General features: G+C 63.8%; 12 protein-coding genes. 6 read left to right on the top strand and 6 right to left on the bottom strand.

What is annotated here, in order from left to right; translation table 11 throughout:
* The first annotated feature begins 46 nt into the window (after positions 1 to 46).
* Positions 47 to 1,339, top strand: coding sequence for a tetratricopeptide repeat protein (locus THALAR_RS09325; protein ID WP_245622400.1), 1,293 nt, complete (start codon positions 47 to 49; stop codon positions 1,337 to 1,339).
* Between the two features lie 32 nt (positions 1,340 to 1,371).
* Here THALAR_RS09325 and plsY read toward each other — a convergent pair whose 3' ends face one another.
* The 4 genes from plsY to THALAR_RS09305 form a co-directional block, all read right to left on the bottom strand.
* A complete protein-coding gene (plsY, locus tag THALAR_RS09320; protein WP_021101286.1) occupies positions 1,372 to 1,983 on the bottom strand; it encodes a glycerol-3-phosphate 1-O-acyltransferase PlsY in 612 nt (203 codons plus the stop codon).
* Positions 1,976 to 3,271, bottom strand: coding sequence for a dihydroorotase (pyrC, locus tag THALAR_RS09315; RefSeq protein WP_021101285.1), 1,296 nt, complete (start codon positions 3,269 to 3,271; stop codon positions 1,976 to 1,978). Before pyrC ends, plsY begins: the two co-directional genes overlap by 8 nt.
* Positions 3,271 to 3,804 carry a hypothetical protein gene (locus THALAR_RS09310; protein WP_021101284.1) on the bottom strand — a complete coding sequence of 178 codons (534 nt, stop codon included), beginning with the start codon at positions 3,802 to 3,804 and terminating at the stop codon, positions 3,271 to 3,273. Before THALAR_RS09310 ends, pyrC begins: the two co-directional genes overlap by 1 nt.
* 102 nt (positions 3,805 to 3,906) lie before the next feature.
* The gene (locus tag THALAR_RS09305; protein ID WP_021101283.1) at positions 3,907 to 4,857 is read right to left on the bottom strand and encodes an aspartate carbamoyltransferase catalytic subunit; all 951 of its coding nucleotides are present in this window, start codon (positions 4,855 to 4,857) and stop codon (positions 3,907 to 3,909) included.
* Positions 4,858 to 4,968: 111 nt separating this feature from the next.
* On the opposite strand from THALAR_RS09305, the gene THALAR_RS09300 reads away from it, so the two are divergent.
* The 4 genes from THALAR_RS09300 to THALAR_RS09285 all read left to right on the top strand — a co-directional run bounded on the left by THALAR_RS09300 (position 4,969) and on the right by THALAR_RS09285 (position 11,231).
* Positions 4,969 to 5,745: a uracil-DNA glycosylase gene (locus THALAR_RS09300; RefSeq protein ID WP_021101282.1), complete on the top strand. Its 777-nt coding sequence runs from the start codon at positions 4,969 to 4,971 to the stop codon at positions 5,743 to 5,745.
* Positions 5,746 to 5,769: 24 nt separating this feature from the next.
* On the top strand, positions 5,770 to 6,312 hold the full coding sequence (gene moaB / locus THALAR_RS09295; RefSeq protein ID WP_021101281.1) for a molybdenum cofactor biosynthesis protein B: 543 nt from the start codon (positions 5,770 to 5,772) through the stop codon (positions 6,310 to 6,312).
* A gap of 89 nt (positions 6,313 to 6,401) precedes the next feature.
* Positions 6,402 to 7,856: an efflux RND transporter periplasmic adaptor subunit gene (locus THALAR_RS09290; RefSeq protein ID WP_040818155.1), complete on the top strand. Its 1,455-nt coding sequence runs from the start codon at positions 6,402 to 6,404 to the stop codon at positions 7,854 to 7,856.
* Between the two features lie 3 nt (positions 7,857 to 7,859).
* Positions 7,860 to 11,231 (top strand): efflux RND transporter permease subunit, encoded by a 3,372-nt coding sequence (locus THALAR_RS09285; RefSeq protein ID WP_021101279.1) that lies wholly within the window; start codon positions 7,860 to 7,862, stop codon positions 11,229 to 11,231.
* Here the strand turns inward: THALAR_RS09285 and THALAR_RS09280 are convergent.
* A complete protein-coding gene (locus tag THALAR_RS09280) occupies positions 11,228 to 12,169 on the bottom strand; it encodes a protein-disulfide reductase DsbD domain-containing protein (protein ID WP_021101278.1) in 942 nt (313 codons plus the stop codon). The two genes, THALAR_RS09285 and THALAR_RS09280, sit on opposite strands and share 4 nt — an antisense overlap.
* Here THALAR_RS09280 and THALAR_RS09275 point away from each other — a divergent pair.
* The gene (locus THALAR_RS09275; RefSeq protein WP_021101277.1) at positions 12,168 to 12,737 is read left to right on the top strand and encodes a YqgE/AlgH family protein; all 570 of its coding nucleotides are present in this window, start codon (positions 12,168 to 12,170) and stop codon (positions 12,735 to 12,737) included. The two genes, THALAR_RS09280 and THALAR_RS09275, sit on opposite strands and share 2 nt — an antisense overlap.
* Here the strand turns inward: THALAR_RS09275 and THALAR_RS09270 are convergent.
* A complete protein-coding gene (locus THALAR_RS09270; protein ID WP_021101276.1) occupies positions 12,697 to 13,662 on the bottom strand; it encodes an L-threonylcarbamoyladenylate synthase in 966 nt (321 codons plus the stop codon). The two genes, THALAR_RS09275 and THALAR_RS09270, sit on opposite strands and share 41 nt — an antisense overlap.
* Positions 13,663 to 13,729 lie beyond the last annotated feature (67 nt).

The following is a 13,729-nucleotide window of genomic DNA, read 5'->3' as shown; positions in this document are numbered from 1 at the left end:
TTTGGTCCCGTCGCAGTTACCGTGTAGGTTAGCCTCACACCGGTATATGGATACACTGATGACGCTGCGCGACGGTTATGGAAACCTGGTTTCCACGAAGAACACTGATGCCCGGGATTACTACGCCCACGGGGTTCAGCTGTATCTGGGTGCCGAGTATGGTGCCGTCGCCGCTTTCGAGGCAGCGATAGCTGCGGATCCTGATTTCGCCTTGGCTCGCGCGGGGTTGGCACGTGCACTCATGAACGAGGCGCGCATGCGCGAGGCCAGGGAAGCAATCGCGCACGCCCAAGCTTTGACCAATCGGTCGGATGACCGCGAACAGACGCATATCGCGGCGTTCTCGGCGTTGCTTCAAGGTGATCCGCGTTTGGCCCAAACCATCGTCAAGGACCATGTCCGGGACCACCCGCGCGACGCGATGGCCGCGCAGCTCTGCACCAATGTGTTCGGATTGATAGGATTTTCGGGTGAGGTCGGTCGCGAAGCGGAATTGCTCGCCTACACCGAAGCGCTGCTGCCCCATTACGAAAACGACTGGTGGATGATGTCCATGCATGCGCTTTCGCTGTGTGAAACCGGACAGATCGCGGCGTCTCAGTCCCTGATGGAGAAGTCGCTGGCGCTTAACCCCAGAAACGCCAACGGTGCGCATTTTCGGGCGCATGCGCAGTATGAGGCGGGCGATATAGCCGCAGGACGCCGCTATCTGGGCAACTGGATGGAGACGTATGACAACAGGGCGGTTTTGCATGGGCACCTCAGTTGGCACGTTGCACTTTGGGCGCTGCATGACGGGGACGAGGAGGCCATGTGGAGGACTGTCGACAACGGCGTGCGGCCCGGAACGTCGGAGAGCCTGCCTATCAATGTGCTGACCGATACGGCGGCCATTCTTTATCGCGCCGAAATCGCTGGTGTGCAGGTGCCGCCCGAACGCTGGCGCGAGCTGAGTGAATACGCGGCGCAGTACTTTCCCGAAACAGGTCAGAGCTTTGCAGACATCCACGCCGCACTTTGTCATGCCATGGCAGGTGACGGAGAGCGCCTTGCGTATATTGCCGAGACGGCGAACGGTTTTGCCGGTGACCTCGTTCGCCCTGTCGCGAAGGCGTGGGGTGAGATCGCCCGGGAAAGATGGGCCGCGGCACTGGAGTACCTGGCGGAGGTGATGGCGACGACAGAACGTCTTGGCGGGAGCCGGGCACAGCGCGATTTGATCGAGTTGGCATATGTCAATGTGCTGATGAGACTCGGTCTGGATCAGGAGGCACGCCGGACCTTGAAATTGCGGCGTCCCGTCCTGAGCGACAGCACACCGGTTCTCGGGTTGCACTGACCGGAAAACTCGGGCGGTCGGCGCGACCGAAGTCAGCTTTTCTTCAACTGTATTTTCTTCTCGGTGCCACTCAGGATGCGGCGGATATTGGCCGCGTGGCGCATCCAAATCAGCGCGCCCAGCAACGCGGCCAGAAGCACGTAATCGGGCAGCCCCATGAAGTGCAGCCAAAGTGGCATCAGCGCCGCCGCAGCCAAGGCGGCCAGCGACGAGATGCGGAACGCCAGCGCGAAGGCCAGCCATGTCAGGCAAGCCGCCAGCCCCGCGAAGAACGACAGGGCCAACAGGGTGCCAAGATAGGTTGCCACGCCCTTACCGCCGTTGAAGTTCAGCCAGACGGGGAAGATGTGGCCGATGAACGCCGCCAGCCCCGCCAGTTGCGCGGCGTCCTCGCCTACAAGGAACCGCGCCAACAGCACCGCGATGCCGCCCTTGCCCGCGTCCAGCAACAACGTCGCCAAGGCGGCGCTTTTGGAGCCGGTGCGCAGCACGTTCGTGGCCCCTATATTGCCCGAACCGATCTGGCGCAGGTCGCCCAAGCCCATGGCTTTGGCGATCACCAACCCGAAGGGGATGGAGCCGAGCAGGTAGGACGCGACGGCGACGAAAACCAGCAGGTACGGGGCGGTGACGATCTCAGGCACGGGTGTAGACCTCCTTGCCGCCTACGAAGGTGCGCAGCACGCGGCCTTGCATCCGTTGGCCGTCAAACGGGGTGTTTTTGGACTTGGAGCGCAGCGTCTCGCGGTCCATCACGAACGGCGCGTCGGGGTCGAACAGCACCAGATCGGCGGGGGCGCCGACACTGAGCTGGCCACCTTCCAGCCCTAACCGTTTGGCAGGGTTCAGCGACAAGGCGCGCCACAGGGTCGGCAAGTCTACCGCCCCCGCGTGCAGCAGCCGCATCGCGGCGGGCAGCAGGGTTTCCAAGGCAACGGCACCGGAGGCGGCCTCCTCATAGGGCAGGCGTTTGCTTTCCTCGTCCTGCGGTGTGTGCATGGAACAGATCACGTCGATCAAACCGCTGGCCACGGCTTCGACCATCGCCATGCGGTCATCCTCGGACCGCAGGGGCGGTTTGACCTTGAAGAAGGTGCGGTAGTCGCCCACGTCCAGATCGTTCAGCGTCAGGTGGTGGATCGACACGCCCGCCGTCACGTCGAAGCCCGCCGCCTTGGCACGTTCCAGAACGGGCAGGGCCACGGCGGTGGAGATCTGGTCCGCGTGGTAGCGCACACCTGTCATCTCGACCAAGGCCAAGTCGCGCTCCAACCCCATACGCTCCGCCATGGGGGAGACCGCTGGAAGGCCGCGCAGGGTGGCGAACTTGCCGGACGTCACCGCGCCGCCCTTCGACAGAACGGGGTCTTGCGGGTGGCCCATCACCAACGCGCCCAGCGAGCGGGCATAGGTCATCGCGCGGCTCAACACCTTGTTGTCGGACACCACGTTGTCGCCATCGGAAAACGCCACCGCGCCGGCGTCCATCAGGAAGCCCATCTCGACCATCTCGCGGCCAGCACGGCCCTTGGTCAGCGAGGCCATGGGCGCGATGCGGACGGGGGCAATCTCGGACCCGCGGCGTTTGCTGAATTCGAGCGTTTCGGGTGTGTCGATGGTGGGGATCGTGTCGGGGCGGGTGACCATGGTGGTGACGCCGCCTGCCGCCGCCGCGAGACCGGCGGTGCGGAAGCTTTCCTTGTGCCGCTCTCCCGGTTCGCAGACCTTCACGCCGATATCGACGATGCCGGGGGCAAGGCACTTGCCGCCGCAGTCGACCGAGTTAACAGCTGTCAACTTTTTCTCATTTATATCAGTATTTTGCGTTAACACCTCGTTAATGCGCCCGTCCTTGATGAGGATGGAGCCAAGCGTCTCCGTTCCGGCCTCGGGGTCGATCAATCGCGCATTGGTGAGAAGCAGGTCAGCCATCAGAACCCTATGTAGTAAAAGAAGACCCAAAGGAAGGCCACGGCCATCGCCGCCATCACGATCAACAGCAACCGATTGACGAAGCTGCTGGTGGGCTTTGCCGAGGCGGAGGGACCTTCCAGCACGCCCTTGGCGGCGTCGCTTTCCAGCGGGGTGAATTTCGGCGCGGGGGCGCGGCCTTCGGTGAAGGTGGCGACCAGCTTGGCCTCACCCGCGCCGCGCAGGGTTACCGGGGCCTGAAACGCCGCAGTGCGGATCAGTGCGACGGACCCCTCCAGCGCGTCCAGCTTTGCAGCCTCCTCTGCCGTCGGGGTCACGTCATAGCCTTCACGCAGTAAACCGCTGAGACCAAGATCACCCAGCGTCTCTACGCGCGCGATCTGCACATCCTCGGCGTTCAGGCTGTCGACGCCCAAGGCGCGTTGCAACCGGTCCAGACTGCCGGAATGGCCGATTTCGGTCACGAGTTGGTCGTCCAGTTCAAACACCCGTAATTTGCCATGCTCGGTGGCGCTGATCGAAAGGTCGGACATTGCGTTAGCTCCCTAGCCAGATCATGAAAACGGTGAAGGCGAAGATGCCCAGCAGGGCGTACATCGCCACCTTGCCGGACATGCGGGGGTCTTTGGGTTCGTTCACACCATAACCTCGCGCGGTTGGGCGCGGCGGGTGCGGACCAGCAGCTCCATCGCGGCCATGCGGACGGCGACGCCCATCTCCACCTGCTCTTGGATAACTGAACGGTTGATGTCGTCGGCCAGCACGCCGTCGATCTCAACTCCGCGGTTCATCGGGCCGGGATGCATGACGATGGCGTCGGGCTTGGCGTGGGACAGCTTTTCGGGGTCCAGCCCGTAGCGGTGGTAATATTCCCGCTCGGACGGGATGAAGCCGCCATCCATGCGTTCTTTCTGGAGGCGCAGCATCATCACCACGTCGACGTCCCTCAAGCCTTCGCGCATGTCCTCGAAGACTTCCACGCCGAACTCGGCGATGCCCGACGGCATCAGGGTCGGCGGGCCGATCAGGCGGATGCGGTTTTCCATCTTGCCCAGCAGCATGATGTTCGACCGCGCCACGCGGCTATGGGCGATATCGCCGCAAATCGCGACGCTGAGGCGGTGCAGCCGCCCCTTGGCGCGGCGGATCGTCAACGCGTCCAGCAGCGCCTGCGTGGGGTGTTCGTGCCGCCCGTCGCCTGCGTTCAGCACGGCGCAGTTGACCTTTTGGGCCAGCAAATCCACCGCGCCGGAATGCGGGTGGCGCACGACCAGCAGGTCGGGGTGCATGGCGTTCAGCGTCAGGGCGGTGTCGATCAGGGTCTCGCCCTTTTTGACCGAGCTTGCCTGCATCGCCATGTTCATCACGTCTGCGCCAAGCCGTTTTCCGGCGATCTCGAAGCTGGCCTGCGTGCGGGTGGAGTTCTCGAAGAACATGTTGATCTGCGTCAGTCCCGCCAGCGTGTCAGTGTGCTTCACGTCGCGGCGGTTCAGATCGACATATTGATCTGCCAGATCAAGCAGCGTGGTGATCTCGTCGGGGCCAAGATGTTCGATCCCCAGCAGATGCTTCGCGCGGAATGTCATGGAAGGCCTCTCGTATATTTTACGGGGTTATATGCGGGGGGGACCGGACGGGCAAGCGGCGAGGGCGTTATGTCATTGTGAGCGATGCGCCACGCGATTAGGCTTGCGGGCATGGAATCGACTCTCGACTTTCACACGGCCAAGGCGCTCTTGGACTGGCATGTCGACCTTGGCGCTGACGAGGCGATCGGGGACGCGCCAGTGAACCGCTACGAGGTGCCGAAAGAGGCCCCCAAAATGGCCAAACCCGCGCCGGAACAGCGGGCCGCACCCGTGGTGGCGACACAGGGGCCGGACCCCGTTGTGGCGGCCGCGGAACTGGCACAGGGGGCGGGTGATCTGGATGCGCTCAAGGCCGCGATAGCGGCGTTTCCGCATTGCGACCTGAAAAACGGCGCGCGCAATCTGGTGTTCAGCGACGGCATCGCAGGCGCGCGGGTCATGGTGATCGGCGAGGCACCGGGCCGTGAAGAGGACCAGCAGGGCAAGCCGTTTGTGGGACCGGCGGGGCAGTTGCTCGACGCGATGTTCGCGGCAATCGGGCATGGGCGTGCGGATGAGGCGAGCCCCATCTACATCACCAACGTGCTGCCCTGGCGACCGCCGCAAAACCGCGACCCGAAGCCCGATGAGGTCGCGATGATGATGCCGTTTCTGGAGCGCCATATCGCGCTGGCGAACCCCGACGTGCTGGTGCTGATGGGCAACCATTCCTGTCAGGCGCTGCTGGGCCGCAAAGGCATCACCAAGATGCGCGGCCACTGGGACGAGGCGTTTGGCAAGCCCGCCTTGCCGATGCTTCACCCTGCTTATTTGCTGCGTATGCCGCAGGCCAAACGTGACGCATGGGCCGACTTGCTGAGCCTTCAGGCGAAGCTGCGCGGGTGAGATTACACTGACGAAGGACTGAAGATGGGCCGTATTGACGAGACAATGGACTTCGTGCCGGTGCGTATCGCGGTGATGACCGTGTCGGACTCGCGCACCGTGGCGGATGACAAATCCGGCAACACTCTGGTGGACCGGCTGAAGGGGGCGGGGCATCAACTGGCCGCGCGGATGATCCTGAAGGACGAGCGTGACGAAATAGCGGAGCAGCTGCGCCTATGGTGTGCCGACCCCGAGATTGACGTGATCCTGACGACCGGCGGCACCGGCCTGACAGGGCGCGACGTGACCGTCGAGGCGCACCGTGACGTCTATGAGAAAGAGATTGAGGCGTTCGGCACGGTGTTCACCATGGTGTCGCTGAACAAGATCGGGACTTCGGCGGTGCAAAGCCGTGCGACGGGGGGTGTCTCGAACGGCACATACCTGTTCGCGCTGCCCGGAAGCCCCGGTGCGTGCAAGGACGGGTGGGACGAGATTCTGGCGGCTCAACTCGATTATCGTCACCGTCCCTGCAATTTTGTGGAAATTTTTCCGCGTTTGGACGAACATAAGCGACGGAAATGAACATTCGACACGTTTAAGTCACTGGCATTGGACGCGCGGGCCCGCGCGCTCTAGATGTTAGGGGTAGTGTTTCCGGAGCCTGACAGCATATGCGTTTTTTCCGCCGTAGCCTTGTAGGCCTGTTTTTGATGGCGCTGACCGTGGGTTTGCTCGCCGTGGGGGCGAACACGGTTTACAGCGCCCTGCAAGAGCGGTGGTCGCGTGAAAGCGTGGTGCGCCCGGCGCGGGAGCGGGTGTTCTCGGTGAATGTGGTGGCGCTGGAGCCAACGACCGTGACGCCGGTTCTGACCAGTTTTGGCGAGGTGCGCGCGCGGCGGACGCTGGATCTGCGGGCGCCGGTCGGTGGCACGGTTGTGGAGCTGTCGCCGGACTTCCAAGAGGGCGGCACCGTGCGCAAGGGCCAGCTTCTGGCGCGGATCGACCCTGCGGATGCGCAAACTGCCGTTGACGTGGCCCGCACCGATCTGGTCGAGGCCGAAGCGGATTTGCGCGAGGCGCGCAACGCTTTGGCGCTGGCGAAGGACGATCTGGATGCCGCGCAGGCGCAACTTGATTTGCGCACGAGGGCGCTCCAGCGGCAGCAGGATTTGAAAGAACGCGGCGTGGGCACCGAAGCCACGGTCGAGACAGCGGAGTTGGCGGAAGCCGCCGCCAAGCAGGCGGTACTGTCGCGGCGGCAGGCGATCCAGCAGGCCGAGGCGCAGGTGAACCAGAGCCAGACCCTGATCGAGCGGCGGCGGATTAACCTGACCAATGCGGAGCGTTTGCTGGCGGATACCGAGGTGTTCGCAGCCTTTGACGGGCGCTTGTCGGGTGTGACGGCGACCCAAGGCGGCTTGGTCGCCAATAACGAACAACTGGCGGAACTGATCGACCCCGACGCGCTGGAAGTGTCGTTTCGCGTGTCGACTGCGCAATATACGCGGCTTTTGGATGAGGGCGGGAAACTGACCTCTGCGCCGGTGACCGTGACGCTGGCTGTGCTGGGAACAAACCTGACTTTTGAGGGGCGTCTGAGCCGCGAAAGCGCGGCGGTGACCGCTGGCACCACGGGGCGCCTGCTGTTTGCGGAACTGTCCGACAGCGCCGGATTGCGCCCCGGTGACTTTGTGACCGTTGCCATCGAGGAGCCTGCCTTGGAGCGTGTCGCTCTGGTGCCGTCGACGGCTGTGGACGCCTCTGGCGGTGTGCTGGTGCTGGGCGAGGATGACCGGCTGGAAAACGGCGAGGTGGTGGTGCTGCGCCGTCAGGACGACAGCGTGATCGTGCGCGCGCAGGGTTTGCAGGGACGCGAGATCGTGGCGGAACGCTCGCAGCTTTTGGGCGCGGGGATCAAGGTTAAACCGCTTCGCGGCAACGGCGCGATGCCGGAAGAGCCGCAGATGCTGGAACTTGATGACGAGCGCCGCGCCAAGCTGGTGGCCTTCGTCGAGGCCAGCGCGCGCATCCCCGAAGAGGTCAAAACCCGCATGTTGGCGCAACTAGCAGAGCCTCAGGTGCCTGCCGACATGGTGGAGCGGCTGGAAAGCCGCATGGGGAGCTAGTCTGTGCGCGGCGTGATCGGGGCGAAAACGGGCGGGATACTGTCCTATTTCACCCGTCACCGGACGGCGGCGAACCTGCTTCTGGTCTTGATGGTTGCCATCGGTGCTGCGGCTGTCCCGCGCATGAATACGCAGTTTTTCCCCGACGTGGTAGTCGACAGCGTCTCGGTCGGCGTCCAGTGGGACGGGGCGGGCGCGGACGATGTGGACAGCGCGATTGTGCAGCTGTTGGAGCCCGCGTTGTTGGCAGTTGAGGGAGTGGAAAGTTCCAGCTCGCAGTCGCGTGAAGGCAGCGCCAATATCAGTCTGGAGTTCGAGCCGGACTGGGATATGTCGCGTGCGGCTGACGATGTGCAGGTCGCGGTCGATAGCGTAACCAACCTGCCCGAAGACGCCGAGGAGCCGACCGTGCGGCGCGGCGCGTGGCGGGACCGTGTGACGGATGTGGTGATTACAGGGCCGGTCTCGGTCGATCAATTAGGCCGCTTTGCCGATGAATTCGTCACCCGCCTGTTTACCGCTGGCGTCACGCGCGCCACCATTCGCGGCGTGGCTGCACCGGAAACGATTGTTGAGGTGTCGTCGCTGTCGCTGATCCGCAACGACGTGACCATGGCCGAAATCGCGGAAGCCATCCGCGGCGAGGCTTCGGCGGACCCTGCGGGCGACGTGGACGGGGCCAATGCGCGTGTGCGCACAGGGGTTGCGAAACGCAGCGCGGACCAGATTGCGGGGATCGTGCTGCGGTCCAATGACGACGGCTCCAAGCTGGTGATTGGCGATGTGGCGCGGATTGTGGTCGAAGGCACCGACCGCGAGCGGGCCTATTTCGTGGGGCCAAACCCCGCGATTTCAATCCGTGTTGACCGCTCGAATAGAGGCGACGCCATCGACATTCAGGCCACGGTGCAGGACGTGGCGGACACGCTGGAACTGACCCTGCCCGAAGGCACCAAGGTGGAGCTGATCCGCACCCGTTCGGAAGCGATTTCCGGGCGGTTGAACATCCTTCTGGATAACGGATTGGTAGGGCTTGGGCTGGTGGTTTTGCTGCTGTTCCTGTTCCTCAATGCGCGCACGGCGTTCTGGGTTGCGGCAGGTATTCCGGTGGCAATGCTGGGCGCACTGGGGCTGATGTACGTGGCGGGAATCACGCTCAACATGATCTCGCTGTTTGCTTTGATTATCACGCTGGGCATCGTGGTTGATGACGCTATCGTGGTGGGCGAACACGCCGATTTCCGCGCCACGAAACTGGGGGAAGACCCCGCCACAGCCGCCGAGAACGCTGCGCGGCGCATGGCACAGCCGGTATTTGCCGCAACGCTGACGACTGTGATTGCGTTCTTCGGGCTTGTTGCGGTGGGCGGGCGCTTCGGCAATCTGATCGCGGATATTCCGTTCACGGTGATCGTGGTGCTGATCGCGTCGCTGATAGAATGCTTCCTGATCCTGCCCAACCACATGACCCACGCGCTGGCCGCGCAGGCGAAAGAGCGGTGGTATGACTGGCCGTCCCGCACGGTGACGCGGGGCTTCAACTGGGTGCGTGAAAAGGCATTCCGGCCTTTCATCGCAGGGGTGATCTGGGCGCGGTATCCGGTGATGGCGGGCGCAATCCTGCTGCTCATGTCGCAGGCCGCGCTGTTCATCCGCGGCGACGTGACATGGCGGTTCTTCAACTCGCCGGAACAAGGCTCGATTTCCGGCAACTTCGCGATGCTTCCCGGCGCGACCCGTGCAGACACAATGGAAATGATGCGCGAAATGCAGCGGGCCACCGCAGAGCTGGCCGCGAAATACGAGGCCGAGCATGGGCGCAACCCCATCGACTATGTGCTGGCCGAGGTTGGCGGAACGACGGGGCGCGGGCTGGCTGGGGCCGAGACGAAGGATCAGGACCAGCTGGGCTCCATCGCTATCGAGCTGATTGACGCGGACTTGCGCAGCTATTCCAGCTTTCAGTTCGTGGCCGAGTTGCAGGACGCCGTGCGGCGTCTCCCAATGCTGGAGACGGTGAGCTTCCGTGGCTGGCGCTCCGGCCCCGGCGGCGATGCGCTGGACGTCCAGATCTACGGCGCGGATGCGGAGACCCTGAAGGCTGCGGCGGAGGGTTTGAAGACTGCTTTGGCGAAGTTCTCCGAAGTATCCGCTTTGGAGGACACGCTGGCCTATGACAAGGAAGAGCTGATCCTTGACCTGACCGCGCAGGGGCAGGCGCTGGGGTTCACCATTGACGGGTTGGGCCGTGTGTTGCGGAACCGGCTGAACGGGATCGAGGCGGCGACCTATCCCGACGGCCCGCGCTCCGCCACAATCCGGGTGGAGTTGCCGAGGGGCGAACTGACGGCGGACTTTCTGGAGCGCACGTTCCTGCGGGCGCAGTCTGGGGCCTATGTGCCGCTCAGCGACATTGTCGCCGTGACGCGGCAGTCGGGCTTTTCCACGGTGCGGCGGGAGAATGGCGTGCGGCTGGTGTCCGTCACTGGCGACATTTCCGAGGATGATCCGGTGCGCGCCGAAGAGATCATGACCAGCCTGAAGGACGACATCCTGCCGATGATCGAGCAGGATTACGGCGTGGCAACCACGCTGTCGGGACTGGCCGAGCAAGAGGCGGAGTTCCTGACGGATGCCGCTCTGGGCTTCGCGTTCTGCCTGATCGGGATATTTCTGGCACTGGCTTGGGTGTTCTCCAGCTGGACGCGGCCGATTGTGATCATGCTGATCATCCCGTTCGGTTTGGTCGGCACGATTTACGGCCACCATGCGTGGGACATTCCGCTGTCGATGTTCACCGTTGTGGGGCTGATCGGGATGACGGGGATCATCATCAACGACTCGATTGTGCTGGTGTCCACGGTGGACGAATACGCCGAAGAACGCGGGCTGATCCCGGCGATCATCGACGGCACCGCCGACCGGTTGCGGCCGGTCTTGCTGACCACATTGACGACGGTTCTGGGCTTGGCCCCGCTGCTGTTCGAGACGTCTTCGCAGGCGCAGTTCCTCAAGCCCACGGTCGTGACGCTTTGCTACGGGCTGGGCTTCGGGCTTGTGCTGGTGCTGCTGGTCGTCCCGTCGCTGATGGCGATGCAGGCGGACGTTTCACGGCAAGTGCGCGCGGTGCGTCGTGCGCTGAGTGTGGGCGGCGGCTTGCGTTGGGCCGTCGCGGGGCTTGCGGTGGCAGTGGCCGCGCTGTTTGCGGCGACCTTGGGCAGCGCGATTGTCACGGGGGCCTTGCCCGCACCGCTGGCGTCACTGGCAGGCGGCTCGGCCGTGATGGCCGGCTTTGCGCTGTTTCTGGGCGGCACGGCCGCGCTACTGGTGCTGAGCTGGCTCATCGCGGCACTTGCCCATGCGCGGGCGGCCTAGCGGCAGCCTTGGATGTCGACTGCGGCCTGCGTCGTCAAAACCATCATGCGAATTTGATCCATATCGAGCCTGAACGGCGTCTCATCGCGGTGTGCAATTTCCGCCACGCCGCGCAACGTGTCGCCCTTGCGTGACAGCATAGGCTCACCGATCCACAGGGCGGGGTTGGCGGCCTCAATCACCAGCGCCTCGCTTAAGCCGTCGAGCGGGGGCATTTCGATCTCCACCTCGATCCGTGCACGGTCGCCGTTGTGAAACACCTTGCAGGCAATGCGGCGCACCTGCGCCTCTGGGGCGGTCATGGGGCGGGCGTGCATCGCGGCGGAAATTTCTTCGACATTGTCCTTCTGGTCAGGTGGCAGGAGTAGGTCCAGATCAAGGCTGACCGGCAGGCAGATTTCGGCGCAGACGCCGAAGTCCAAATGTCCGTCAATGACGATTGGCCCGTTCGTCGCCGCGTGGAAGGCCAGCGGCACGACCACCTGATCGCGATATCCGATAGACCGCAGGCCGTTCTGCCGGAACACCTTGGGCGTCGGCCACAATATGCGAGCCTCACCAAGGTTTTTTGAACCGGCCCAGCTCATCCGCGTCGGCACGCCAGCATCGCCCGGTGTGCGCCAGAAAGTCTTCCACCCCGGTGCCAAATCGAATTTGAGCGCTGCAATATGCGTGCCATCCGCCTCGCGCCAGCCGGGCATCACGGTGACCTGCACCACATCAGAGGCATCATTGGCCACCACCTGCGCGGCGGCGGGGCCGGGCAGGGACAGGTATGCTGCAAAGAACAAGGCGAGGTGATTGCGGATCATTCCAACGTCGATAGCGGCTTCGCAGGTGACAATAAACTCACGTTTGAGCGAGACGCTGACACAGTTTCCGCCTGCGGCTTCACTGCCGCTTGAATGCCCCCCGCCAAGCGGCCAGTTTGGCGCCATGAGTTTTGATTCGACCAACCTTGCAGGCAAGCTGCTGATCGCGATGCCCGACATGGGAGACCCGCGCTTTGACCGCTCGGTGATCTTCATGTGTTCCCACTCGGACGAGCGGGCGATGGGGCTGATTGTCAACAAGCCTGCGCAGGACCTGAAGTTCAATGACCTGTTGAAACAGCTGGATATCCCGATTGCCCCGAAGTCCCGCCAGATCAACGTGCATGTCGGGGGCCCCGTAGATTACGGGCGCGGCTTTGTGCTGCATTCGCCGGATTACCACAGCCAGGACAGCACCATGGAGGTCGAGGGCGGCTACGGGTTGACTGCGACGTTAGATATCCTCGAAGACATCTCGCAAGGGGACGGGCCGGAACGCTGTCTGCTGGCCATGGGCTATGCGGGCTGGGGGCCGGGGCAGCTGGAGGCCGAAATCCAGCACAACGGCTGGCTGATCTGCGACGCCGACAGTGATCTGGTGTTCGCAGGTGAGAACAGCGCCAAATGGACGGGCGCGTTGGATCTGATGGGGATCAATCCGTTGATGCTGTCGCCGGGGGGCGGCTCGGCCTAGGGGCCGCAGCGCGGCTCAGGCGGTCGTTGATGGCGAGGCCAAGGCCCGTCATGGGAATGGGGGCGACGTGGATCGTGTCGCCTTGTGCTATCTCGTCCATTTCCCGCAACATCGCGAACAGATTGGCGGCGGCTTCGTGCAGGTCGCCTGCGGGGGACAGGTTAAGCGCGCCGTTGACCGGACCAAACCCCAGCATCGGCGCACCTTCGGTCTGGTTCAGCAAAACGGGCGCGTCTGGCGCGTAGTGTGACGTCAACTGCCCCGGCGCGGTGGGCGTGTCGGGGTTCAACTCGCGGCTGAGCGGCTGGCCGATGGCGGCCTCCAGCGCCTCGACCGGCAACCCGCCGGGACGCAGCAGGCGCACTGGGTTTGTGGCGACGATTGTGCTTTCCACGCCGACCTCGCACGGCCCGTCGTCCAGCACCGCGTCGATACGGCCCGACAACCCCGCCAGCACATGCGCGGCGGTGGTCGGGCTGATCTGACCGGACGGATTGGCGGAAGGCGCCGCGACGGGGCAATCGGCCAGTGTCAGCAAGTCACGCGCCAGAGGCTGCGCGGGCATCCGGATGGCGACGGTGTTCAGACCTGCCGTGACCAGCGAGGAGAGCCCGTGGTCGTCCCTCAAGGACAGTACCAAAGACAGCGGGCCGGGCCAGAACGCCTGCGCCATAGCGCGGGCGTCGTCGTCGAAATGCGCCAGCGTTTCGGCTTGCGCCATGGTGGCGACATGGACGATCAGCGGGTTGAAACTGGGGCGGCCCTTGGCTGCGTAAATGGCGGCGACGGCTTGCCCGTTGCGGGCATCGGCACCCAGCCCGTAGACCGTCTCGGTCGGGAAAGCGACAAGGCGTCCGTCCTGCAACAGCTTGGCAGCCTTGGGCAAATCGGCGCGGCCCAGCGTAAGCGTATTGATGCCGGTCATAGGGGGTTGCCTGTTTTTGACGTTGCGTTTTGCTTGATGCCGGAGCGCGGGGGCGACACAGTGATCG

The sequence above is a fragment of the Litoreibacter arenae DSM 19593 genome, assembly GCF_000442275.2.
In the GTDB taxonomy this organism is placed as follows: domain Bacteria; phylum Pseudomonadota; class Alphaproteobacteria; order Rhodobacterales; family Rhodobacteraceae; genus Litoreibacter; species Litoreibacter arenae.
The sequence above is the reverse complement of the archived record's forward strand: the minus strand, read 5'-3'. Positions and strand labels throughout refer to the sequence as shown.